Below are 22931 nucleotides of genomic sequence, written 5' to 3'. Positions count from 1 at the left end.
GGGCGAGCGCGGCGGCGAGTTCCGTGCGCGCCGCCACCAGGGACGGGCCGTACCAGGTCAGCAGGCGCCCCGAGACGCACACCGCCGGCGCGGTGAACGCCTCGGGGCCGTCGGTGGGGCTGAACGCGTACGGCTCGTCCGGCAGGACGACCAGGTCGTGCGGGGGCACCGTGGCCGGGTCGAACCGGGGATAGCGCTGGTCGGCGTCGGCCAGCGCGTTGTCGACGCCGAGCCGGCGCAGTACGTCCCCGGTGAAGGTGTCACGGCCCACCGCCATCCACGGCCGGCGCCAGATGGGTACCAGGGCCCGGCGGCGCGGTCCCGGCGGTGGGGGCGCCGACCAGAGGGCCCGGGCCTGCTCCCACCAGGGGGGACGCTGTAGGTGGCAGGCCAGCCGTAGCATCCGGTCGAGGCTGTGCAGCGCGCCGTCGACGGTGGTGGGCGCGGTCACCCAGACCGCGAGTCCGGCGTCCCGCAGGGCGGTGAGGTCGGGGGCCCGGTTCTCCTCGGCGTTGGCGAGCACGAGGTCCGGGGCGAGGGCGACGATCGCCGCCAGGTCGGGGTTCTTCGTGCCGCGGATGCGGGTGACCTCGAGCCCGGGTGGTTCGCCGCACCAGTCGGTCGCCCCGACGAGCAGCCCGGGGGCGCTGCGGGCGACCGATTCGGTGAGGCTCGGCACCAGCGAGACCACCCGCTCGATCCGGTCGGGAACGGCCACGGCGAACCCGAGGTCATCGAGGTGCGTCGACGTGGCCCGACGGTCCGGCGCTCCCCGCGTCACGGTCAGTCCGATCCCGGCTCGTCCAGTCCGGTCAGACGTCGGTGACGCGCAGGCCGGCGTGGGCCTTGTACCGGCGGTTGATCGAGATCAGGTTGGCGGTGAGCGCCTCCACCTGACCGGCGTTGCGCAGCTTGCCGGCGTAGATGCCGCGCATCCCGGGGATGCGCTCCGCGAGTGCGGCGACCAGGTCGGTGGCGGCGCGGTCGTCGCCGAGCACGAGGATGTCGGTGTCGATCGACTCGACCGTCTCGTCGGCGAGCAGGACGGCGGAGACGTGATGGAAGGCACCGACGAGCGTGCTCTCGGGCAGGACGGCGGCGGCCTGCTGGGCGGCGCTGCCCTCCGGCACGGGCAGGGCGAAGGCGCCGCCCTTGTCGAAGCCCATCGGGTTGACACAGTCGATGACGATCTTCCCGGTCAGCGGGCCGCGCAGCGACTCGAGCGTCTCGCGGTGCCCGTCCCAGGGGACGGCGACGATGACGACGTCGGCCCGCGCGGCGACGGTGGCGTTGTCGGCGCCCTCGATGCGCAGGCCCGGTCCGGCGAGCTTGGCGGCGGCTTCCTCGCCACGCTCGGTGGAACGCGAACCGATGAGCACGAGGTGCCCGGCCTGGGCGAAACGCAGCCCGAGGCCGCCGCCCTGCGGTCCGGAACCGCCAAGAATGCCGATGGAGAGGTCGGGTACGTCCGCGGGAACATGCTTGGGCGAGGTCACCCTGCCATCCTGCCCGAGTCGTCCGTCCGCCGCGCGTTTCGGCGACCGGGAGTGAACCCGCAGGCCGGCGGCCTGGACGGCCGGAACCAGATCGTTCACCCTCCGGCGCACCGACTCATGGCACCCCCACCCGCCGACGGACAGCCGGGGGCAATGAGGGACTATGCATGAACAACGGGACAGCTACGTGTCCGATCATCTCGCGCTCGCCGGCCGGGACTTTCGACCGGGCAGACGGGTTCCCACACACGTCGCTACCGGCAGAGGAGCAGCGCACGTGACAGAGAGTTACAGCTCGTGGATCACCACCGTCAGCGAGCGGAACGGCACCCATGGCGATGCTCCGGGCGGGTCCGGTAACCCCGGGCGTGCGTTGGCCGGGGATGGGCCGTACCGTTCGGTTTCACACGCAACGGGTAGATCTAACGAAACAGGCGAGAGAGGTCGAGCAATGGCGGACGTATCGGTTCGCTTCGCGATGACGAACGACAGCGAAGTGGTACTGAACCTGTCGCTGCCGCAGGCGCTGCGCCTGATGGAGGCGATCGCGCGCAAGGTGGGCGAGACGCTCGCGGAGCGCAGCACCCAGGCGGTGGGCGGCGTCGGCGGGGTTCCCACCTCGGCACCCTCGAACGGCATGCCGAGCCTTGGGCCGTACACCCCGTCCTGAACCCGCACCCGGGTGACCCTCCTGGCGCTGGCCGCACCGCAGCGCGCCACGCCGGAGGCTGACGTCCAGCTCACCGCAGCCGATCCACGGCAGGTGCCGCCGGGTCAGAACCTCGCGGTGGGCTCGCTGAATCCCCGGGCGGGACGATCCACGGCAGGACCCTCGTCGCCCGGGCGGCCACGCGTGGCCGGGCCGCCGGTGGCGAGCGCACGTGGGTGTGATGTGGCATACACCTCACGGAGCCGGTCGACCGTCACGAGGGTGTAGATCTGGGTCGTGCTCACCGAGGCATGCCCCAGCAGCTCCTGCACGACCCGGACGTCCGCGCCCCCGTCGAGCAGGTGGGTGGCGAAGGAGTGCCGCAGCACGTGCGGTGACACGCCGTCCACCCCCGCCGCCGCGGCCGCGGTGCGTAGCTGTGTCCACGCACTCTGGCGGGACAGTCGGGTGCCGCGTCGCGACAGGAACACCGCCGCCCCCGAGCGGGCCGCGGCCAGACGCGGCCGCGCCGCCCGCAGATAGTCCGCCAGCGCCAGCACCGCGCAGCGCCCCAGCGGGACGACCCGGTCGCGCCCCCCCTTGCCGTGCAGGCGCACGGACGCGGCTTCGAGGTCCAGATCGTCGAGGTCGAGGCCGACCGCCTCGGAGATACGCGCGCCGGTCCCGTAGAGCAGTTCCAGCAGGGCGGTGGCCCGGAGCCGACGGGCGGCCTCCAGCGCATCACCGCTGCCACCGGACGTGGCAGGGGCCGTGGCGTGCTGGCCGCCCGCGGCGGCCAGCACCGCGCTCACCTGGTCGACGGTGAGCGCCTTGGGCAGACGCCGCGGCGGCGCCGGCGGCCGTACCGGCTTCGAGACGTCCTCACGCACGTCCCCCTCCTCGGCGGCGAAGCGGTGCAGGGACCGCACCGCGACGAGCATCCGCGCCACGGACGCGGCGGCCAGCGGCGGATGCTCGTCGTCCCCCGCGCGCAGCGCCGCGGCGAAACCGGCAACCTCCGCCTCGCCCACCGCGTCCAACGAAGGCAACCCCCGCGCGGCCAGATGGACGAGATACCGCCGCAGATCGCGACGGTAGGCGAGGACCGAGTTACGGGCGAGGCCACGCTCGCCTTCGAGGTGGTGGAGATAACGGGCGACCACATCCGCCGGCCCGACCTCAGCGAAGGACCCGCCGCTGGCGAGAGGCCCGGTGCCGGCCAGGTGCACGGCGTTGGCGACGGGCACGTTAGGACGCTCCCCGAGGGGTTCGTCGCCGTCGGCCGCCATCATCAACCTGATAGTAGGACCTGCTGGCAGTTGTCTGCGGCTGCCCGTCCACATGCCGCGATTCGACGGCTATTCTGGCGATCTGTGCGGATGGCCACCGGACCATCACGTCGCGCCGCACGGCTGGGGGTCACCATCATCGACGTCACCATGCCGCCCCGCGGTCCGCACCCTGCGTCACCCGGGTCGCTGAGGGGGCCATCGCCACGGCGGTCGGCGCCGTCGGTGCCATCCGGGGCCGTCGCACCGGCTTCGTCTGCGGCTCAGGCGGTCGCGGTATCGCCGACGTCGCGGCGCCGGGCGCGGGTGCACCTGCGGCGGCGGGGGCTCGTCCTGCTGGTCGGGTTCGTGCTGGGAGCGGAGCTGATGTCCTCGTGCGGCGGGTCGGGGGGCCGCAGGGTGCCGCGCTCCCCGTCCATTCGGGGGCCGGTGGTGCGAGCCCGACGGCGAGCGGCACCAGCGCCGTCCCGACGCCGGATGTCAGCGCTCCCGCCGCCGTGCGTACCGTCGCGGCGTACTTCCAGGAGATCAACGATGCCACCCGAGCCGGACGCCTCGCGGTGATCACAGCGACGGCCCTGGAGGGCTGTCAGACCTGCGCCCTGGACGTCGGGGTGTCGCGCTCGCTGGCCCAGCGCGGGCCTGCACGCCGACGCACCCGCCTACCAGCTCAGTGACCTCACGGCCCAGCCGTACGCGGGCCTGGCCGCCACCGCCTCCTTCACCCTGCGCACGGCGACCGTCGGCCTGCTCGACGCGGCCGGGCGGCACGTCGAGGACGCCGCCGGTGTCCCCGCCCGCGCCGCGACCGCGCAGCTCACCCTCACCGCGGGCGGCTGGCGCATCCAGACCCTGCGCTACGCGGCGGGCCCCTCTTGACCCCGCCGACCCCCGCCGGCACCGGCACCGGCGGCCTGCGCACCGGGCGGCGCTGATCCTGGTGGTGGCCGTGGTGATGACCTGCGCCGGCGTGGCGATGCCCACCTGGCCAGGCGGGTCGAGCTGGCCGGGTGGGTCGGGCGGCTCGGGGTGGTCGGGCGGTCTGGGGGCCGGCCGGGCCGTCGCCGCTCCCAACGACACCATGGTTCCCTGCGGTGACGTGCTGTGGGGAGCCTGCGACACCCGGGCCACCGCGCAGGGCTACCAGTACCGCTACCACGACGGCAAGCTCGAACGAATATCGGACGCCACCGACGCCGGCACCGGCACCGGGCGGTGGGCGGCCCACTGCGGCGAGTTCTGCCAGGACGATCCGACCGTCATCTGCGAGATGCTCGAGGTGCTCGGCAAGAACACCCAGATGTCCCCCGAGGTACGGGCGCAGTGGGAGCAGCAGTCAGCGGGCTGCCTCAACTTCAACTATCTGATTCCGGCCACGAACGCCGTCCCGCTCGCGGCCGTGCAGGCCGCGCTCAACGACTACCTGCGCGAGAAGATCCTGCCGAAACCGACCATCGTGATCTCCCCGTCCGGCCGCAGTTTCGCGGGTCTCGCGACGATTCTCTACACGCCCGTCCCGAACACGTACACGTTCAACGTGGAGGAGCCGGTGGTCGCCACCATCAGCGCCGTCCCGCACTACCGGTGGGAGTTCGGCGACGGTGACATCGGCCCCGACGCGCCAGGGCGCCCGTACGACACGGCGATCTCTCCCCGGGAACACCCGGACGCCTATGTCAGCCACACCTACGACCATGCCGGTGACCACCAGGTGACGCTGACCGTCACCTGGCAGGGCACCTTCACCGTTCCCGGCGTCGCGCAGGCCTTTCCGCTCGACGCCGTCGTCCTCGCCGCCGTGCAACCTCTGGTCGTGAACGAGGCGTCCGGCGTCCTCGTCCACAACGACTAGCGCGCTGCCCCCGAATGCTCAGGGACAGCGCCGTCGTCACGGGCCGCCGATGCCGGACCTCGACCTGCCGGACCTTGGCCTGCCGGACCGGTCGGTCAGCCGCTGTGGGCCGGGCGGGCGGGCCAGGGCGCGTCGAGCGGGCGCAGCCCGGTGAAGCCGGCGGACCGGCAGCGGTCGGCCGCCAACAGGCCGATGACCGCCATCCCGTTGGTGATCTCGCCGTGCAGGACCCGACGCACCGCCTCGTCGAGGTCGATCCGGGCCACGCCCATGTCGACCTCCTCGTGTTCGGGCACGTGCCGCTGCTCCGCCGGGATCTCGTGCAGGCCACGGGCCAAGAACACCCGGTAGGCCTCGTCGGTCATCCCCGGTGAGGACCAGGCGTCGACCAGCAGGTCATAGCGGTCAGCCCACAGCCCCGTCTCCTCCGCCAACTCCCGCGCGGCGGCCACGCTCGCCGGCTCGCCGGCCACGTCCAGGATGCCGGCGGGCAGTTCCCACAGGGGGCCACCGACCGGATGCCGATACTGGTGGACCAGCACGACACGCTGGTCCTCGTCGAGCGCCACGACCCCCACCGCGCCGGGATGCACGATCACGTCACGCTGGGAGACATCCCCGTCCGGCATCCGGACGAGGTCGCGCCGCACGGCGATGATCCGCCCGGTGTAGGCGACCGAACTCTCGGTGGTCTCGTAATGATGCTCGGCGGATGTCACGGCGACACCAGCGCGCCGCCATCGCCCACCACCACGCCGTTGGACGAGGCCACCCCGTTGGACGAGGCCACCCCGTTGGACGGCGCCACACCGTTGGACGGCGCCACACCGTTGGACGGCGCCACACCGTTGGACGGCGCCACACCGTTGGACGGCGCCACACCGTTGGACGGCGCCACACCGTTGGACGAGGCCACGCCGTTGGAGGCCGTCGCGCCGGAGCGTCCCGCGCCCGACCCACGCCGTCCCGCCCCTCGGCCAGCGGCCGTCCCCGCCGCCGTCGGTGCCGTCGGTGCCGCCGCGGGTGCGGAGGGCGACGGCGACGCGGAGCTCGCGGTCACCTGCGCCGCGGGCTCGATGAACGACTCGATGGCCGGCTCCGCGGGCAGTCCGACGGGCAGGTCCACCGGCAGGACGCCCCGGCGCCGGTCGGCGTGCAGCAGGGCCGCCGCGACCAGGCCACGGAACAACGGATGGGCCCGGGTCGGACGGGAACGGAACTCGGGATGGGCCTGCGTGCCGACATAGTAGGGATGCACGTCCGCCGGCAGTTCGACGACCTCCACCAGGCGACCGTCCGGCGAGGTCCCGGAGAAGACCAAGCCCGCCGCGGCCAGCTGGTCGCGGTAGTCGTTGTTGACCTCGTAGCGGTGCCGGTGGCGTTCGTCCACCTCGGCGGCGCCGTACTCGCGTCGCGCGATGGTGGCGGGCTCCAGTACGCAGGTGTAGAGCCCGAGGCGCATCGTCCCGCCCATGTCCCTGGTGCCGGCGACGACCTCGTGCTGGTCGGCCATCGTCGAGATGACCGGGCTATCGGTGTCCGGCGCGAACTCGGTGGAGTTCGCACCCGCCAGACCCGCGAGGTTGCGGGCCGCCTCGATCACCATGCACTGCAGGCCCAGGCAGATACCCAGGGTCGGGATGCGGTTCTCCCGGGCGTGGCGCAGCGCGCTCAGCTTGCCCTCGATACCGCGGATGCCGAATCCGCCGGGCACGATGATCCCGTCGACGCCGTGCAGCTGCGCCGCGGCCTGCTGCGCGGAGTCACACTCGTCCGAGGTGATCCAGCGCAGTTCCACCCGGGTGTCGGTGGCGAACGCACCGGCCCGCAGCGCCTCGGTGACCGACAGGTAGGCGTCCGGCAGGTCGACGTACTTGCCGACGATGCCGATCGTCACCGTGTTCTTCGGCTGGTGGACGCGGCGCAGCAGCGTGTCCCATTCGGTCCAGTCGACGTCGCGGAACGACAGTCCCAGGCGGCGCACCACGTAGGCGTCGAGCCCCTCCCGGTGCAGCACCCGCGGGATGTCGTAGATCGAACTCGCGTCCGGTGCGCCGACCACAGCCTCGTCGTCGACGTCGCACATCAGCGCGATCTTCTTCTTGAGACCGTCGGGCAGCGGCCGGTCCGACCGGCACACCACCGCGTCCGGCTGCAGTCCGATGCTGCGCAACGCCGCCACCGAGTGCTGCGTCGGCTTGGTCTTGAGCTCACCGGACGGTGCGAGATACGGCACGAGGCTCACATGCACGGTCAGCGCGTTGTCCCGGCCCACCTCATGGCGGACCTGCCGGATCGCCTCCAGGTACGGCAGCGACTCGATGTCGCCCACCGTCCCACCGACCTCGGTGATGACCACGTCGACGTGGTCACCGGCCAGCCGGCGAATCCGGTCCTTGATCTCATCGGTGATGTGCGGGACGACCTGCACCGTCTGCCCGAGGTACTCCCCGCGCCGCTCGCGAGCGATCACCGCCGAGTACACCTGGCCGGTGGTGACGTTCGCGCTGCTGTCCAGGTTGACGTCGAGGAAACGTTCGTAGTGCCCGATATCCAGGTCGGTCTCGGCGCCGTCGTCGGTGACGAACACCTCTCCGTGCTGGAACGGGTTCATCGTGCCCGGGTCAACATTGAGGTAGGGGTCGAGCTTCTGCATCGTGACGCGCAGGCCACGAGCCTTCAGCAACCGGCCCAGGCTCGAAGCCGTCAGCCCCTTGCCCAGGCTCGAGGCGACCCCGCCGGTGACGAAGATGTGCTTGGTGACATGCGACTGGCCCACACGAAACTCCCGTGGTCACGCCGCCGGTCCGGACCCGGCGTCTCCACGGGACTTCACGGTAACAGCTCTCCGCCGCCCTGCCATCGCCGGCCACCCCTGCCCACCATCACGGCCGGCGACAGGACACCGGGGCAGGATCCGGTCACACCGGCCGCCGCAGCGGACAAAACGGACGCGACCACCCAGCGGCGACCCGGGCGGGTCTCACCCCACGGCCCGATCCGGGGCTCGGTCACCTTCCGTGGCCTTTGGCACCGGCGTGCCGGCGCGACGATTCGTGGGACGTTCAGGGCCGGTGGGGGGCGCACGGAAGCTCTGGGCGGCGGCGGTTGATCGTCGACATATCAATCGGCGCCTGGGGCGGTCGGCGCACAAAGTTTTTCGGTCTTGCCGAAACAGGCACCGCATCTGCGACGCACCGATTAGCGTGTCAACCACGAAAGCCCCGGCGTTCGCCTGGGGTCCACCTCCCGCTGACATTTTTCGAATCCGCGCGGCCTCGTCATGGCGATGCCCCAGATGGTTCTTTGACGTTCCACCGGCCATCATGATGCGGCAACCTCGCCCGCACCTTCGCACCTTCGCACCGGCGAACCACGAACCTCCGAAACGGCGATCCGACATACCGGTGGGCCAGTACGTCGGCACACCGGTATGTCGGCGCGCCATGGAAAGAACTCCCAGAAGAACATCGAGACGAAAGTCCCGAAATCCCGGGACCATCGGATCTGTGACCGACGGTCCCGGTCGAGTATGTCGAGTCCACACGGGTAAAAGGGGTCGCGACCATGTCCTCGCTGTTGACCTACACGCTCATCACCGACCCCGTTCCGCTGGTGACATCGCCGGTGGGCGGGTCGACGCCCTCGGTGGGCGCGGTGCACGTGCTCGCCACCAACACGCAGACGCGGGCGGTGAAGTGGCGCACCATCGACGTCCACGTGCCGGTCGGCACCGGCGCGGGTGATCTCACCACCAGTCCCGGCTCGGTCCAGGCCCGGATCGAGAACGCCGCCGGGGCGACGTTCGGCTGGCAGAGCACCGCGCAGGCGTTCCGGGCTTCGGCCAGCCCCACCGCGACCGCGCTCACGGTGGCTCCGGGTGCGTCCATTGTGCTGGTGCTGAAGGACATTCCGGTCAGTACCGCCGAGGGAGTGGTGGCACTGACCATCCAGGAGGAAGCCGCGCACGGAACCGCCCAGCCGTCCCGGCGTACCAGTGTGCTGGGACTGTTGAAGAAGGCGCCGCGGCGGCTGCCGATCCCCGATCTACCGCGTGACTTCCGGCCCGAGCAGTCCCTGGTGGCAAAGGGATCCGACGTCGTGCTGCGGTGGGAGGGCCGAGCCGATCTCACCTACACGATCGTCGGACCGGACGGCACCCCGCGGCCCGCCAGCGGTGGGCGATGGGCGCCCCCCACGGCCGACGCCCCGCAGCGGGACGCCACCTACACCCTGGTCGCCACCGACGGCACCCGCAGCTACTCCCTCACCACCACCGTCCACCTGCGCACACCCACCTTCGACGCCGTCACCGTGACCGGCGACGTGACCGTGGGCGGCGCGGTGGCGGCCACCGGCGGCGTCGACACCCCGGTGGTGCGCGGATCGGCGGACGGGAAGAAGAGTTCGATCACCTTCGTCGACACCGGCGTGAACCTCAACAACAACAACAACGGCGGCTGGGGCAGCCTGCACGCCGACAAGGCCGACGTCACCAGCGTGAACGCGCAATGGGTGCAGGGCCGGGCGACGACCGACGGCTACATCACCTTCCCCGAGGACGGTGTCAATGTCAGCACCGGCGCGAAGAAATGGGGTGTCGTCCACGCCGACAAGGCTGATCTCAACGGCGTCAACACCAAGTGGGTGCAGGGCCGGAACACCACCGACGGCTGGGTCGACTTTCCCCCGCACGGCGTGTGCGTGTGGGCCAACGGGAAGCACGAGCGGGGCACCGTCAACGCCGACTAGCGCGGCGTGACCATCTTCGTCGGCCGCCGCCCGGCCGGCTCGAACCCATCGGCCCCCGGGCGGCGTGAGAAGATCGGTTGGTGACGGATCGACGAGACGTGGCCACGGACGGGCAGGTGGTCTCGGCGGACGGCACTCGGATCGGGGTGCGCCGCGTCGGGGCCGGGCAGCCGGTGGTGCTGGTACATGGCTCATACGGCGGGCTGGACTCGTTCCAGGCTGTCGCCGAGGGCCTCAGCGACGGTTTCGAATGCTGGCTCATGGCCAGGCGCGGTCATGCTCCCAGTGACACGCCGAACCAGGCAAACACGTTCGCCGCCGAGGTGCACGACGTGCTGGCGGTCCTCGCCGCCGCGCACGACCAGGCGGGCACGGGCCGCCGGGCGCATCTGGTCGGCGGCTCCTACGGGGCGACGCTCGCGCTGCACACCGCGCTTACCGATCCGCACGCACTCGGCGCGCTCGCACTGTTCGAGCCACCGCTGTTCGCCGCCGGGCCGGGGCTGGTGCCGGTCCTCAGCCAGTACCGGGCCCTGCTCGCCGCCGATGACCTCACCGGCGCGTCCCGGCTGTTCGCCCAGCAGGTCGCACGCGCCCCGGCGACCCTGCTGGCCGGCTCCGACGATGACGACCCGCCGGACGGCGACCCGGACGTAACCAGCACCGGGACGCGGGTCCCGGTGGACGATCGGGATCCCGCCGGTGCGGCGGTGCGGCTCCGGATCGCCCGCGCGGCGCTGCATGATCTGGAGGCGATGACCACTGACAGCGAGGATGTGACCCGGTGGTCAGCCATCGGATCACCGACTCTGGTGATCCGATGGCTCCGAGTCCTGGTCGCCCCTTCCGGAGACGATGGACGCGCTCGTCGGCACCCTGTCGCAGGTGGAACAGGTGGTTCTGGCCGGGCAGAACCATTTCGTCACGGCTACCGCCCCCGACCTGGTCACGCGGGCGCTGCACCCGTTCCTGCAACGCTGCTCCTGACCGGCGGCGGCGCGGCGTGACCGGCCAGCGGGCCGCTCGGCTGATCGGTTCCTCGACCGCCACCGCTGGCCTGGCCTGGCCTGGCCGGTGGCGGTCGAGGTCCGGACCTGGTCATGGCCCCGGCGGGTGGTTACGCGTCGGCGGTGAGCGTGCCGGCGATCGCCCAGCTGTCGGTGGGCACCTCCTGGATCCACACCTGGACGGTCTCGGCGGGGAGCGCAAGGGTGTCGACGAAGGCATCGGTGATGCGCCGGACGAGCTGGCGCTTGAGTTCGATGTCGCGCGGTCCCTGCTGCACGGTGACGATCGGCATGGGGGTCTCCTGTCCTGGGACGCTTCGCCATCGGGGCGGCGGGGCGTCAGGGCGGCGGGCGCGGTCGCGCCGAGCGCCGGTGACCGGTCAGGTGCGGCCGGTGTCACCAGTTCATCCCGGTCGCGGCCGTCCACAAAGACGCATTCGGAGCTGGCCGTCATCACGAATCGTGATGCCCCGCGGCGGCGCAGGCGTCCAACAGCAGCGGCAGGTACGGCGTCGGGGCGGTGGCGCGCACGCACAGGGAGGTGGGCACCGACAGTCGGGTGCCACGCGGCGTCCGGAAGGCCACCCGCGGGGCGTGCAGTCCCTGAGCGTGCGCCGCGTACAGAACCGTCCAGGTGGGGGTGCCCGCGCCGATCGCGGCCAGGGTGTCCTCGAGGGTGCTGCCGGTCAGCGGGCTCGGCACCGGCTGGAAACCGGCGTCGCGGCAGGCGTGCAGGACCCAGGTCCACCAGGACGGGATTGCGTGCGCGGGGCACCAGGCGCAGCGGCAGAGCGGCCAGGTCGGCGAGCGCGACACCCGGGTCGGCCTCGGCGTCGGCACCGGTACCGAGGCCGGCACCTGCGCCGAGCTCGTGGCGGGCCGGTAGGGCGACGACCAGCGGGTCCTCCCACACCTCGATGGCCCGGCAGGCGCCGCCCACATCCGTGCCGCGCAGGAAGGTGGCGTCCAGCGTGCCGGCGGCCACCTAGTCGAGGCGCACCCGGGTCGGCGCCGCGACCAGGTCGACCTCCAGGTGCGGGGCACGCCACCGCAGCCGTTCGAGGACGGCGGCCAGCCGCTCGCCGAGACCACGGCTGGTACCCAGCCGCAGTGTTCCGGTGTACTCGCCGGCGAGCCGGGCTGCCACCGCCCGCGCCCGGTCCTGGGCGGCGAGGACCGCGCGGGCCTCGGGCAGGAAGAGCTCACCGGCGGCGGTCAGCCGCACCCCGCGGGGGGTGCGGTCGAACAGGTCGATGCCGAGTTCACGTTCGAGGCGGCGCACCTGCTGGCTGACCGCGGGCTGCCCGGTGCACAGCCGCTCGGCGGCCCGGCCGAAATGCCCTTCCTCCGCCACGGCGACGACGTAACGCAGCTGGCGCAGCTCCATGCCGGACGGTCAGCGCCGGGCGGTCAGGGTCGGGCCTTGTCGGCGGCGGCGGCGGCGAGGAGCTCCTCGGCGTGGCCGCGGGCCAGCGAGCTGTTCTCCTGGCCGGCGAGCATCCGGGACAGTTCGCGGACCCGGCCGGCGTCGTCCAGGGTGATCACGCCGCTGCGGGTGACCGAACCGTCGTCGGCCTTGTGGACGACCAGGTGGCGGTCGGCGAACGCGGCGACCTGCGGCAGGTGGGTGATGCAGATGACCTGATGGGTGCGGGCGAGGCGGGCGAGGCGCCGGCCGATCTCGACGGCGGCCCGGCCGCCGACACCGGCGTCGACCTCGTCGAAGACCATGGTGGAGCCGGTGTCGGCGGCGGCGAGCACCACCTCGATCGCGAGCATCACCCGGGAGAGTTCACCGCCGGACGCGCCCTTGTGCACCGGGCGGGCCGGCGCCCCGGGATGGGGGACGAGGCGTAGTTCCACGTCGTCGACACCGGAGGGCCCGTAGGCGACGGTGCGCTCGGCGATGGGCAGCCCGGCGGGGTCGTCGCGTTGGGAGACCGCGGCCTGGACGCGGGCGCGGGGCATGGCGAGGCCGGCGAGTTCGGCGGCGACAGCCTCGCCGAAACGGGTGGCGGCGGCGAGACGGGCGCCGGTGATCTCGGCGGCGAGGCCGGCGAGCTCGGCGGTCAGTTCGTCGCGGCGGGCGGTGAGGGACTCGGCGGACTCGGCGCTGCCGTCCAGTTCCAGCAGGCGACGCCCGGCCTGGTCGGCCCAGGCGAGGACACCGTCGATGTCGGTGCCGTGGGCCCGGGTGAGGCTGGTCAGGGCGGCCTTGCGGGCCTGGGCGTCGCCGAGACGGACGGGGTCGGCGTCGATGCCCTCGGCGTAGGAGGCGAGGTCGGCGGCGACGTCGGTGAGCAGCATCCCGATCTCGGTGAGGCGCGCGCCGAGAGCGGCGAGTTCGGAGTCGAGGTCGGCGTCGCCGCCGATGACCCGGCGGGCCACCGAGACCAGATCGGCGCCGCCCGGCTCGTCGGAGCCGGACGCCGGGTCGCTGAGCAGCGCCGCGTGCGCGGTGCGGGCGGTGCGGACCAGGGTCTCGGCGTGTTCGAGTCGGTTGAGTTCGGCGCCGAGGGTGCTGTCCTCACCGGGTTCGGGCTGCACCCGCTCCACCTCGGCGAGGCCGATCCGCAGCAGTTCGGCTTCCTGCTCACGCTCGCGGGAGCGTTCGGTGATCTCGGTGAGGGCGCGGCTGACCCGGGTGAGCTCGGCGTACACCGTGGCGTAGCGGGAGCGGGGTTTCGCGACCGTCTCACCGGCGAACCGGTCGAGCGCCTCCCGCTGGGTGGATGGACGCAGCAACCGCTGTGCCTCGGACTGCCCGTGCACGGCGATGAGGTCCTCGGCGATCTCACCGAGCAGGCTCGCCGGCACCGACCGGCCCGCCACCTGGGCCCGGGAGCGGCCTTCGGCCGTCAACGTCCGCCCGACGACGAGCACGACGCCGCCGGGGTCGTCGTCCAGGTCCCCGCCGGCTTCGCGGACCCGGGCGGCCACGCCGGAGTCGACCGGGATGACCAGGCGCCCCTCGACGAAGGCCCGTTCGACCCCCGGCCGGATCAGCCCGTAGTCGGCCCGGCCGCCGGTGAGCAGCCCCAACCCCTGGACGATCATGGTTTTGCCCGCGCCGGTCTCGCCACTTACCACGGTGAGGCCGGCGGCGAGACCGAGGGCGGCGTCGTCGATGACTCCGAGGCCGCGAATGCGAATCTCCTCGAGCACGACCCGAACTCTAGCCGCACCACCGCATTCCCCGACATCCTCACTGCCCGACACCCGCAACGCCGCACATCCTTGGCCGTCGTGCGCCCCCGTCCGCCCCCTGCGGCCCATGGCATCACCGGACGTGGCGGGTTCGACGCGGCGGGACGTCAGCGTTCGGCGCGGCCCCGCCAGCCGGCCACCGGCAGGTCGAACTTGGCGACGAGCCGGTCGGTGAACGGCCGCGGATGCACCACGGCGAGGCGCACCGGCCGTCCGCCGCGGACCACCTCGACCCGCGACTGCGGCGGCACCTCGAGCAGCCGCCGGCCGTCGCAGTACAGGATGCCGGGCACCGGTTCGAGCACCTCCACGGCGACGGTGGCCCTGGGCGCGAGCACCAGTGGCCGGGCGAACAGCGCGTGCGCGCTGATCGGCGCGACCAGCAGCGCCTCGACCCCGGGCCACATCACCGGCCCGCCCACGGAGAACGCGTACGCCGTCGACCCGGTCGGCGTCGCGCAGATCACCCCGTCGCAGCCCCAGCGCGACAGGGGACGCCCGTCGATCTCCAGGACGCATTCGAGCATCCGCGCCCGCTCGGCCTTCTCCAGCGACATCTCGTTGAGCGCCCAGCCGGTGTAGAGCAACGTCCCCTGCCGGCGGACGGTGACGTCGACGGTCATCCGGTCCTCGACCGTGTAGTCCTTGCGCACGACATGGTCGATGGTGGACGCGAGCGCCTCCGGTTCGGCCTCGGCGAGGAACCCGACATGCCCGAGGTTGACGCCCAGCAGCGGCACGTCGGCGGTGCGGGCGAACTCGGCGCCGCGCAGCAGACTCCCGTCCCCCCCGAGGACGACGACCAGTTCCACCCCGACGGCCGCGTCCGGGTCATGCGGGACGACCGCGGCGCCGGTGAGGTCAAGCTGCTCGGCCTCACCGCGCAGCACCCGCGGGCTGATCCCCGCCGCGGTGAGCCCCTCGATGACCTGCTGCGCGCTGTCCCGCACCACCGACCGGCGCGGATGGGTGACCAGCAGCACCTCACGCGTCATTCGGCCGCTCCGGGACGCGCGTGGCCCGCGGGCACGGCCTGGCCGCTCGAGCCACTCGAGCCACTCGAGCCGACCTGACCGGCTGGACCGGCCGAGCCGGCGGGACCGGTGGCGATCGCGGCGGTGAGGTCGTCCAGATCGAGGGGTGGGGCGCCGGCGGTCAGCCACAGCAGGTACTCGACGTTGCCCGCGGGCCCCGGCAGCGGACTGGCCGTGACCCCCCGCACACCCAACCCCAGCTGCCCCGCGGCGGTGGCGACGTCACGCACGGCGGTGGCGTGCAGGGCCGGGTCGCGCACCACGCCGCCGGCGCCCAGCCGGTCCCGTCCGACCTCGAACTGTGGTTTGACCAGCAGGACCAGGTCGGCGTCCGGGGTGGCGCAGGCGCGCAGCGCGGGCAGGACGAGCGTCAGCGAGATGAACGACAGGTCGCCCACCACCAGCTCGACCGGCTCGCCGACGGCCGCCGCGGTCAGCGCCCGGGCGTTGGTCCGGTCCAGCACCTGCACCCGCGGGTCGGCCTGAAGCCGCCACAGCAACTGCCCGTAGCCGACATCGACCGCCACGACGGACGCGGCCCCGTGGCGCAGCAGCACATCGGTGAACCCACCGGTGGACGCCCCCACATCCATGCACCGCCGCCCCGCCACCACCAGCACCGGCCACTCCCCCACCCCGCCAGCCACGCCACCCCTAGCGGCGTCACCTGCCACGGCGGCGCCGTCCACCTCCACCGGCTGGGACGAACTCGGATCCGCGCCCGGCCGATCGGGGTCGGCGAGCGGCGGGACGCCGAACGCCGCGAAGGCACCGAGCAGCTTGTGCGCACCGCGGGACGCCCAGCCCGGGTCGTCCCCCGCGGCCAGCGCGATCGAGGTGGAGCCATCGACGACGGTCGCCGCCTTGGTCGCCGGGATGCCGCCGACGAGCACCCGGCCGGAGCTGATCGCGGCGACCGCCTGCTCCCGGCTGCGGACCATCCCACGCCGGACGAGCTCCCGGTCCAGCCGCACGCGACGCGAGGGCATGTCCGTGACCCGGTTCAGGGCGCCGGACGGGCCGCGCCGGACGCCGTCCCGCCGGAGCCGTCCAGGTCGGCGAGGGCCTCGGCCAACAGACGGTTCATCTCCTCGAAGACCTCCACGTGTGCCGACGTCGCCACGACGTCGAGGGTGTCCAGCCGGGCAAGGGCAGCCTGGATCTCGGCGGGCAGACTGTCGGTGTTCACTCTGTCAGCCTCCCGCACTTTCGGTCGCGGATGCGACGGTCCGCTCCGACAGATGGCATGCGACGTATCTCATGCCCGCGGCGTCGTGACCGTCAGCCCCGCCCGCCCGGCGCGCGCAGCCCCTCGCAGCCCGGCGGCCGCTCGTCGGCGACCCGCTGGACGGGCACCCCCGCGTCGGCCGCCGCCCACCCCGCGGCGCACGCGGCCCGCAACCCGTCCAGCCCGTCGTCCCCCTCGGACACACTCCCACCCGGCTCGGACACACTCCCACCCGGTGTGGACGACCAGGTCAGCGTGCCGTCCACGACAGTGGCCGTCCAGCGCCCGCAGGTGGCGGCGAACCCCCCGTCCGCCGCGTCGTCCGAGACCGACGCTGGGACATCCGGTGCGGGACGGGTCGGGACGGCGGCGGCGGCGGGGCGCAGCAGGCCGCGCAGGTCGTCGGCGATGTAGGTGGGACGGTGCTCGGGCGGGGCGGCGAACAGCTCGGCGGGGGTGGTCACGCCGGTGAACACCAGCAGGGTCGGTGTGCCCGAACGGGTACCGGCCTCGATGTCGGTGTCGAGGCGGTCGCCGACGATGATCGGGGTGCGGGCCCCGCTGCGGCGCATCGACTCGGCGTGCATGGCCGCCTCCGGTTTGCCGGTGACCAGGGGGATTTGGTCGGTCGCCGCCGAAAGCAGCGCGGCGATCGAGCCGTTGCCCGGCGCGATGCCCCGCTCGGTGGGGACGGTCCGGTCGGCGTTGCTGGCCACCCACCAGGCACCGGCGCGGATGGCGTAGGCGGCCTCGGCGATACGGGCATAGGTGAGCTCGGGGTCGAAGCCCTGGACGACCGCGACCGGCTCGTCGTCGGCCCGCTCCACCGGGGTGAGCCCCTCGGCGGTGACCGCCTCGCGCAGCCCACGTCCACCGAGCACCAGCACCCGGCTGCCCGCGGCGAGCCGCCCCGCCAGGACATGCGCGGCGGCTTGGGCGGAGGTGACCACGTCGGAGGCCTGCGCCGGCACGCCGAACCCGGTCAGCCGGTCGGCGACCGCCTCCGGTGGGCGCAGCGCGTTGTTGGTGACGTACACCGTGCGCAGTCCCCGCTCGGCGGCCCGGGCGATCACGTCGGCGGCGTGGGGCACGGCGGCCCCACCACGGTTGACCACACCGTCCAGATCCATCAGCGCCACGTCGAACAGCTCGACCAGGGCCTGGTCGCTGCCCTGCAACGGGGCGCGCCCCGCCCGCGCGGCATTCCCCTTCGCGCCGTCCGACGTGTTCGTGTCGTCCGATATGCCGTCCGACCTCGTGCCGTCCGACGTGCCGTCCGACGTGCCGTCCGACTCGATGACGGTGTCCGCTCCGACAGCCACGAATGTCTCTCCTCTGTTCGGTCCGGCGGGAAGGTCGTCCGCTGGGAAGATCGTCGGGCGGGGTCGTCGGGCGGGGTCGTCCGGTGGGAGGGTGCTCAGGCGCGGGCGAGGGCGGCGCGGGCTCCGCGCAGCGCGACGCCGTAGTGGCTGATGTCCGGACGCATCGCCACGGCCAGGGCCAGATGCTCCACCGCGGCCCGCAGATCGCCGAGCTTGCGGGCCGACAGGCCCAGGCCGAACTGGGCGTAGTCGTCGGTGGGATGGCGATCGACGATCCAGGCGAAGGTCTCGCGGGCCGCCACGTACTGCCCGGCGCTGAACTGGGCCCGGCCAAGCGCCTCCCGCACACTCGGGGATGCCGGCTCCGCCGCGACCGCGTGCGCGAGCAGCTGCACGGCGGCGTTCGCATCGCCGTGGCCGAGCAGTGCCATCCCCCGGGTGTACCAGTCGTAGACCTCGCCGGCGGGGCCCGAACGGGCCCCCTCGGGGGGTGCGTGGCCACGCTCGACGCCCGCGAGGGGATCGTCCGGTCCGTGTGTCGGGCGGCTGGTGTCGTCAGCCATTTCCACCTCCACGACGTAGGCGTTCACCGTCCGGCGATCCGCTGGCAGACCCGTCCCTGCGGACCAACACCGCCGCACGCACGGGCACTCCCGGACGCCCCCACCGGCCCGTGGTCCAGGGCCCGATCCCCAGTGTCGCCGCACGTCGTCCCCCAGACCCCCGGATCGGATAATGATCACTTTCGTGGCGTGACCGCTGTCTGCCCCGCGGTGACCGTCGGCGGTTCTAGCATGCGGCTCATGGTGAACACCGACGCCCACGGACCCAACCCAGGTGTGCCACCCGCGTCCGACCCCGTGCCACCGGCAGCCGCGCCGGGGCCGGCCTCCGTCCCGGAGCCGGCGGGTCTTGTCCTGGCGCCGATCCGGGCGGCCAGGTTCGACGTGGACGGGGCGGCCCTGGCCGCCCGCACCTCACCGCCCTACGACATCATCGACGAGGCCGAACGGGCCCGGCTCTGGGCCAGCGACGAGCACAACGTGGTGCGGCTGATCCTGCCCGGCGACGACTACCCGGCCGCCGCCGCCACGCTGCGCGACTGGCTCGCCTCGGGGGTGCTGCGCCGCGACGAACGGCCAGCGGTGTACATCTGCGAGGAGGAACAGGACGGGCATGTCCAGCGTGGTCTGATCGGCGCGGTCGCCCTCGCCGATCCGGCGGCCGGGATCATCCTGCCGCACGAGAACACGATGGCCGGCCCGGTCGCGGACCGGCTGGCCCTGACCCAGGCCACCGAGGCCAACCTCGAGCCGATCTTCCTGCTGTACGCGGGTGGCGGCCAGACCAGTCGGCTGGTGGCCACGGTCGTCACGACCACCCCGACCGTCGAGACCACCACCGACGACGGTGTCACCCACCGGCTGTGGCTGGTGGACGACCCGGCGACCCTCGACACCGTCGCCGCGGACCTGCTACCCCGGCGAGCCGTCATCGCCGACGGTCACCACCGCTACGCCACCTACCGGCAGTACCAGGCGCAGCGGCACGCCGCCGGCGACGGTCCCGGCCCCTGGGACTTCGGGCTCGCGTTCCTCGTCGATGCCACCGTCTCCGGCCCGCGGGTACACGCGATCCACCGTTCGATCGGTGCGCTGCCCCTGGCCGAAGCCGTCCGCCGCGCCAGCGCGGCCTTCACCGTCCACCCACTCACCGCACCGCCCACCGCCAGCGGTGCCACCGCCGACGGGGACTGGCTGCTCGCGGAACTGGCCGCGGCCGGACGGCACGGGCCCGCCTTCGTGCTCACCGACGGCGCCGCGTCCCACCTGCTCATCGCACCCGACCCGGCGCTGCTCGCGCGCAGCCTGCCCGCCGACCGTTCCGAGGCCTTCCGACGCCTCGACGTGACCATCGCCCACCTCGCCCTGATCGTGGACGTGTGGGGTCTGCCCGACACGGTGGATGTCGTCGACTACCACCATGACGTGCCCGCGGCGATCGCGGCCGCGTCCGCGTCCGGCGGCACCGCCCTGCTGCTCAACCCGACCCCGGTCGAGGACGTCACCGCCGTGGCGCAGGCGGGTGAACGGATGCCGCGCAAGTCGACCCTGTTCACCCCCAAGCCCCGCACCGGCCTGCTGCTACGCCCGCTCGTCTCCTGAGGTCCCCGCCTGCGGTGTCTCCCGCGTGCCGGCGGCCGGCGCCTGCGGCGCGTCGACCGCTACCGACCCGGCAGCCTCGCCGTCCTCGTCCTCACCGTCTTCGTCATCGTCGTCGTCGTCCTCGAAGCCTTCGTCGTCCGACGCGGAGAGATCCTCGAGCAGGCTCTCCTGCGCGTCTTCGGCGTCGAGCTCCCCGTCGAGGTCCTCGGTGTCGTCCTCGTCGAGGTCCTCGTCCTGCGGCAAAAGCTCACCGGTGGTGATGAAGTACGCCCGGGCGGCCGCGTCGGTCTCGCCCTCGTCGATGGCCGCGGTGGACGTGAACCAGCGGGCCGCCTCCTCGTCCCGTCCGGCCGCGAGCAGCGCCTCGGCGTAGGCGTACCAGAGACGGGGGGCCCACGGCGGCGGCGTGCCCTTGACGTTGGCCAGATCCCGCAGCAGCAGCACGGCGGCGTCCGGCTGACCGAGGTCACGACGGGCGCCGGAAACCACGATCAGCAGCTCCGCGCGGGCCGCCGGGTCGAGGCTTTCGGCCTGGGGATCGCGAAGATAGGCGATCGCCCGGTCAGCCCGGCCAAGACCTCGTTCGCTGTCCGCCATGAGCGGCAGGTTGTGGGCCGAGCCATCGATCCGCCTGGCCGCCCGCAGTTCGAGCAGGGCGGTGGCGTACTCCCCCGCGTGGTAGGCCGCGATACCGACGGCTTCCCGAACTGCCGCGAGTCGCGGCACCCGGTCGGCCGCTGCCCGGGCATGGTTGAGCGCCGTGGCCGGATCGTCGTCGAGCAGCAGAGCCGTCGCGACGAGATGCCGGGCGATCGTGTCCGCCAGACTGGACGGCAGACCACGCAACGACCGTCGGACGTCCTGGTCGAGCAGGTCCGCACGGGCCTCCTCCGGCAGCGGCGGCGTGACCACCCGCGGCCGCCGACTACCCCCCTCGGGCCGGAACGGCCGATCCGGACGCGACGAACTGTCAGGCCGGAACGGCCGATCCGGACGCGAGGAACTGTCAGAGCGGGCCGAGGGCTCGGGGCGAGACGTCCGAGCATCGCCGTGGGGACGTCCCGAGCCCGCCCGTTCGGACCATCCGTCGCGACGCGGAGCTGCCTCCCGCGCGGGCCCGGAGGACCGCTCCGGGCGCGGCGACCACTCCGGGCGTGCCGGGCGATCCGAGCGCGGCGCCGTGCGGTCTGGCCGGTCATAGCCACGGTCGGGACGCGCCGTTGAGCGCTCCGGCCGGTCCGTGGATCGGTCGGAGCGAGGCGAGGTCCGCTCCGGGCGCACCGACCACGGGGGCCGAGCCGAACCTTCGCCGCGGTCCGAGCGAGCGCCATCGTCGCGACGCGGCGGACGCGATGTGCGGACCTCCGCCTGCTCGGCCCGGTGGCTCCCACCCGCGGACGGCCCCGATGGCCGCTGCCACCGGTTGGTCGACTCGGAGCGGTCACGATCCGCACTTGGTGGACGTCGATCCGCGGCCGGTCGCGCGCCGCGCTCGTCCCGTGCGGACGTCGAGAAGCGACCATCCTGACCACCACGCGTACCGCGTCGGTCGCCGTCCCCCGAGAACGATCTCCCAGCCGACGCCGCCGGCTGAACCCGGTCCGTGCGACGCGCGCGCCACGCCGCCTCCGCGGCCAGCTTGGTGCGACCACCGGCCGCCGCCGGCCTGCCCGGGCTCACGCCAGCGGCACGATCATGCGGGACGCGCGTGTCGCCCGCCCCACGGTCACGGCGGTCCACCGGTCCCCGGGCCCGCTCGGGCCGGTCGGCCCGCTCGGCTCGGTCAAAGCGTTCGGGCCGGTCGGATCGGGCCTGGCCGCCGTTGGGCGGACCCTGCCATCTGCCCCGATCGGTCTGTGTGCGCCCAGCTCCGCCTGTGCTCGGACGCCCAGCTCCGCCTGTGCTCGGACGACCCGCACCGCCTGTGCTCGGACGACCCGCACCGGTGGCGTCTGGACGACCTCCGCCGCTGCGGTCCCCGCGGTCACCTCGGGCACCGCGGTCCTTCCAGGCAGGACGATCCGGGTTACCAGCGCCCGAGGGGGCGCCGCCCGAGCCTGAGCGAGCCGGGCCACCGCGGGCTGTCGACTCGAACCGGCGAACCTGCGCGGGACGTGCCCGACCAGCCCCGCCCGCCGCATCCGCTCGCCCGCCAGCGCGGGGGGCACCCGACCAGCTGCCCGCTCCACGAGCACCGGCCCCACGCACGGCGTCGCCACCGCGGCCTGATGCGCCCGCGGCGCCGCCGCGCGCAGGCCGCCCGGAACTCCCACCGTCCCGGCCGGACCAGCCGCCGCGGCGCTGACCTCCGTCCGGTCGCCCGGACCCGCCGGCCCCGGCGGACCGTCGCCGGTCGCCCCCATCAGCTGCTTCGTCCCTTGCCATGAACGGTTGTTCCCCTTCGTTTACCCGCCACCACTGGTCTGCCGCCCGCACCACCGCAGGTACCGCACACCCCAGACATCTACCCGCGCGATCACCCGCGCACCCGTCGTACCCGCGCCGCGGAGCCCACCAGGCCCACGGCTTCCTCTCCACCGCACGACGACCGGATCTACAGTACGGGGACGGTCAAGCCGGTCCCCATCACGGTCATCCCCGTCATCCGCGTCCCCGCGATCCAACCGACCGCGCAGCGCAACTGCGTCTCACACCGGCCCGCCCACTCGGCTCCGATCCGCTCCCCACCGCGGCGCCGTGGGGTGGGCGGCGGAGGTTCGCGTCTGCCGATGCCGAGGGTTGTTCGAGGATGCCGATGTTCCCACACCGAACAGTCCTCGGCACCCGACCGGCTACCCCTCGGCACCCGACCACGGCCCGCCTCGGACCCATACCTGCGGACCTGTGAACGTTCCGCCGACCCACCTGTCTGTCGCCGCGGAGGCCGCAGAGGACAGCGCTACCACTCCGCGCCCACGCCTCCGACCCCG

Annotated in this window: 22 protein-coding genes; 6 read left to right on the top strand and 16 right to left on the bottom strand. The window is 73.3% G+C overall.

The window, feature by feature from the left end:
- Positions 1-781: helical backbone metal receptor (locus tag G6R24_RS07250; RefSeq protein ID WP_225438224.1), on the bottom strand; the 781-nt coding region annotated here is incomplete at its 3' end.
- A 31-nt stretch (positions 782-812) separates the two neighbouring features.
- Positions 813-1496, bottom strand: coding sequence for an NADPH-dependent F420 reductase (gene npdG, locus G6R24_RS07245; RefSeq protein WP_163548391.1), 684 nt, complete (start codon positions 1494-1496; stop codon positions 813-815).
- A 451-nt stretch (positions 1497-1947) separates the two neighbouring features.
- On the opposite strand from npdG, the gene G6R24_RS07240 reads away from it, so the two are divergent.
- Entirely contained in the window at positions 1948-2166 is a 219-nt protein-coding gene (locus tag G6R24_RS07240; protein ID WP_009742848.1) for a hypothetical protein, read from the top strand.
- Between the two features lie 104 nt (positions 2167-2270).
- Here the strand turns inward: G6R24_RS07240 and G6R24_RS07235 are convergent, their stop codons facing one another.
- The gene (locus tag G6R24_RS07235) at positions 2271-3374 is read right to left on the bottom strand and encodes a tyrosine recombinase (protein WP_476695816.1); all 1104 of its coding nucleotides are present in this window, start codon (positions 3372-3374) and stop codon (positions 2271-2273) included.
- Between the two features lie 434 nt (positions 3375-3808).
- Between G6R24_RS07235 and G6R24_RS07230 the strand changes: the two genes are divergently transcribed.
- Positions 3809-4111, top strand: a complete 303-nt coding sequence (locus G6R24_RS07230; RefSeq protein WP_163548389.1) for a hypothetical protein — start codon at positions 3809-3811, stop codon at positions 4109-4111.
- 278 nt (positions 4112-4389) lie between these two features.
- On the top strand, positions 4390-5286 hold the full coding sequence (locus G6R24_RS07225) for a PKD domain-containing protein (RefSeq protein ID WP_163548388.1): 897 nt from the start codon (positions 4390-4392) through the stop codon (positions 5284-5286).
- A gap of 95 nt (positions 5287-5381) precedes the next feature.
- Here G6R24_RS07225 and G6R24_RS07220 read toward each other — a convergent pair whose 3' ends face one another.
- Together G6R24_RS07220 and G6R24_RS07215 are read right to left on the bottom strand one after the other, a co-directional pair.
- On the bottom strand, positions 5382-6005 hold the full coding sequence (locus G6R24_RS07220; protein ID WP_163548387.1) for an NUDIX domain-containing protein: 624 nt from the start codon (positions 6003-6005) through the stop codon (positions 5382-5384).
- Complete coding sequence (locus G6R24_RS07215; RefSeq protein WP_163548386.1) at positions 6002-8065, bottom strand: CTP synthase; 2064 nt, start codon at positions 8063-8065, stop codon at positions 6002-6004. The genes G6R24_RS07220 and G6R24_RS07215 overlap by 4 nt, the downstream gene beginning before the upstream one ends.
- Before the next feature lie 788 nt (positions 8066-8853).
- Between G6R24_RS07215 and G6R24_RS07210 the strand changes: the two genes are divergently transcribed.
- Positions 8854-10038, top strand: coding sequence for a hypothetical protein (locus G6R24_RS07210; protein ID WP_163548385.1), 1185 nt, complete (start codon positions 8854-8856; stop codon positions 10036-10038).
- Positions 10039-10118: 80 nt separating this feature from the next.
- Positions 10119-11045: an alpha/beta fold hydrolase gene (locus G6R24_RS07205; RefSeq protein WP_163548384.1), complete on the top strand. Its 927-nt coding sequence runs from the start codon at positions 10119-10121 to the stop codon at positions 11043-11045.
- A gap of 110 nt (positions 11046-11155) precedes the next feature.
- Here the strand turns inward: G6R24_RS07205 and dmpI are convergent, their stop codons facing one another.
- The 9 genes from dmpI to G6R24_RS07165 form a co-directional block, all read right to left on the bottom strand.
- Positions 11156-11338 (bottom strand): 4-oxalocrotonate tautomerase DmpI, encoded by a 183-nt coding sequence (dmpI, locus tag G6R24_RS07200; RefSeq protein WP_163548383.1) that lies wholly within the window; start codon positions 11336-11338, stop codon positions 11156-11158.
- A 160-nt stretch (positions 11339-11498) separates the two neighbouring features.
- Positions 11499-11861: a type 2 periplasmic-binding domain-containing protein gene (locus G6R24_RS21600; RefSeq protein WP_192029103.1), complete on the bottom strand. Its 363-nt coding sequence runs from the start codon at positions 11859-11861 to the stop codon at positions 11499-11501.
- Between the two features lie 169 nt (positions 11862-12030).
- Positions 12031-12432: a LysR family transcriptional regulator gene (locus G6R24_RS23525; protein WP_175084732.1), complete on the bottom strand. Its 402-nt coding sequence runs from the start codon at positions 12430-12432 to the stop codon at positions 12031-12033.
- Positions 12433-12455: 23 nt separating this feature from the next.
- Positions 12456-14210 carry a DNA repair protein RecN gene (recN, locus tag G6R24_RS07190; protein WP_163548382.1) on the bottom strand — a complete coding sequence of 585 codons (1755 nt, stop codon included), beginning with the start codon at positions 14208-14210 and terminating at the stop codon, positions 12456-12458.
- Between the two features lie 149 nt (positions 14211-14359).
- Entirely contained in the window at positions 14360-15247 is an 888-nt protein-coding gene (locus G6R24_RS07185; protein ID WP_163548381.1) for an NAD kinase, read from the bottom strand.
- Positions 15244-16275 (bottom strand): TlyA family RNA methyltransferase, encoded by a 1032-nt coding sequence (locus G6R24_RS07180; protein WP_163548380.1) that lies wholly within the window; start codon positions 16273-16275, stop codon positions 15244-15246. The genes G6R24_RS07185 and G6R24_RS07180 overlap by 4 nt, the downstream gene beginning before the upstream one ends.
- A 14-nt stretch (positions 16276-16289) precedes the next feature.
- Positions 16290-16475, bottom strand: coding sequence for a hypothetical protein (locus tag G6R24_RS07175; protein WP_163548379.1), 186 nt, complete (start codon positions 16473-16475; stop codon positions 16290-16292).
- Between the two features lie 92 nt (positions 16476-16567).
- Positions 16568-17758: an HAD-IIA family hydrolase gene (locus G6R24_RS07170; protein WP_420811348.1), complete on the bottom strand. Its 1191-nt coding sequence runs from the start codon at positions 17756-17758 to the stop codon at positions 16568-16570.
- A gap of 173 nt (positions 17759-17931) precedes the next feature.
- Positions 17932-18399 carry a tetratricopeptide repeat protein gene (locus G6R24_RS07165; protein ID WP_163548378.1) on the bottom strand — a complete coding sequence of 156 codons (468 nt, stop codon included), beginning with the start codon at positions 18397-18399 and terminating at the stop codon, positions 17932-17934.
- A 240-nt stretch (positions 18400-18639) separates the two neighbouring features.
- On the opposite strand from G6R24_RS07165, the gene G6R24_RS07160 reads away from it, so the two are divergent.
- On the top strand, positions 18640-20001 hold the full coding sequence (locus G6R24_RS07160) for a DUF1015 family protein (RefSeq protein WP_163548392.1): 1362 nt from the start codon (positions 18640-18642) through the stop codon (positions 19999-20001).
- Here the strand turns inward: G6R24_RS07160 and G6R24_RS07155 are convergent.
- Both G6R24_RS07155 and G6R24_RS07150 read right to left on the bottom strand, forming a co-directional pair.
- Positions 19981-20913, bottom strand: a complete 933-nt coding sequence (locus G6R24_RS07155) for a tetratricopeptide repeat protein (RefSeq protein ID WP_225438221.1) — start codon at positions 20911-20913, stop codon at positions 19981-19983. The two genes, G6R24_RS07160 and G6R24_RS07155, sit on opposite strands and share 21 nt — an antisense overlap.
- A 764-nt stretch (positions 20914-21677) precedes the next feature.
- On the bottom strand, positions 21678-22364 hold the full coding sequence (locus tag G6R24_RS07150) for a hypothetical protein (RefSeq protein WP_163548377.1): 687 nt from the start codon (positions 22362-22364) through the stop codon (positions 21678-21680).
- Positions 22365-22931 lie beyond the last annotated feature (567 nt).

The sequence above is a fragment of the Candidatus Frankia nodulisporulans genome (assembly GCF_902806475.1).
In the GTDB taxonomy this organism is placed as follows: Bacteria; Actinomycetota; Actinomycetes; order Frankiales; family Frankiaceae; genus Frankia; species Frankia umida.
The sequence above is the reverse complement of the archived record's forward strand: the minus strand, read 5'-3'. Positions and strand labels throughout refer to the sequence as shown.

Bases quoted from the DNA above. Each gene is read 5' to 3' on its own strand.
- G6R24_RS07240 (WP_009742848.1), top strand. From the start codon at position 1,948: ATGGCGGACGTATCGGTTCGCTTCGCGATGACGAACGACAGCGAAGTG.
- G6R24_RS07225 (WP_163548388.1), top strand. From the start codon at position 4,390: ATGACCTGCGCCGGCGTGGCGATGCCCACCTGGCCAGGCGGGTCGAGC.
- G6R24_RS07210 (WP_163548385.1), top strand. From the start codon at position 8,854: ATGTCCTCGCTGTTGACCTACACGCTCATCACCGACCCCGTTCCGCTG.
- dmpI (WP_163548383.1), bottom strand. From the start codon at position 11,338: ATGCCGATCGTCACCGTGCAGCAGGGACCGCGCGACATCGAACTCAAG.
- G6R24_RS23525 (WP_175084732.1), bottom strand. From the start codon at position 12,432: ATGGAGCTGCGCCAGCTGCGTTACGTCGTCGCCGTGGCGGAGGAAGGG.
- G6R24_RS07185 (WP_163548381.1), bottom strand. From the start codon at position 15,247: ATGACGCGTGAGGTGCTGCTGGTCACCCATCCGCGCCGGTCGGTGGTG.
- G6R24_RS07180 (WP_163548380.1), bottom strand. From the start codon at position 16,275: ATGCCCTCGCGTCGCGTGCGGCTGGACCGGGAGCTCGTCCGGCGTGGG.
- G6R24_RS07165 (WP_163548378.1), bottom strand. From the start codon at position 18,399: ATGGCTGACGACACCAGCCGCCCGACACACGGACCGGACGATCCCCTC.
- G6R24_RS07160 (WP_163548392.1), top strand. From the start codon at position 18,640: ATGGTGAACACCGACGCCCACGGACCCAACCCAGGTGTGCCACCCGCG.
- G6R24_RS07150 (WP_163548377.1), bottom strand. From the start codon at position 22,364: ATGGGGGCGACCGGCGACGGTCCGCCGGGGCCGGCGGGTCCGGGCGAC.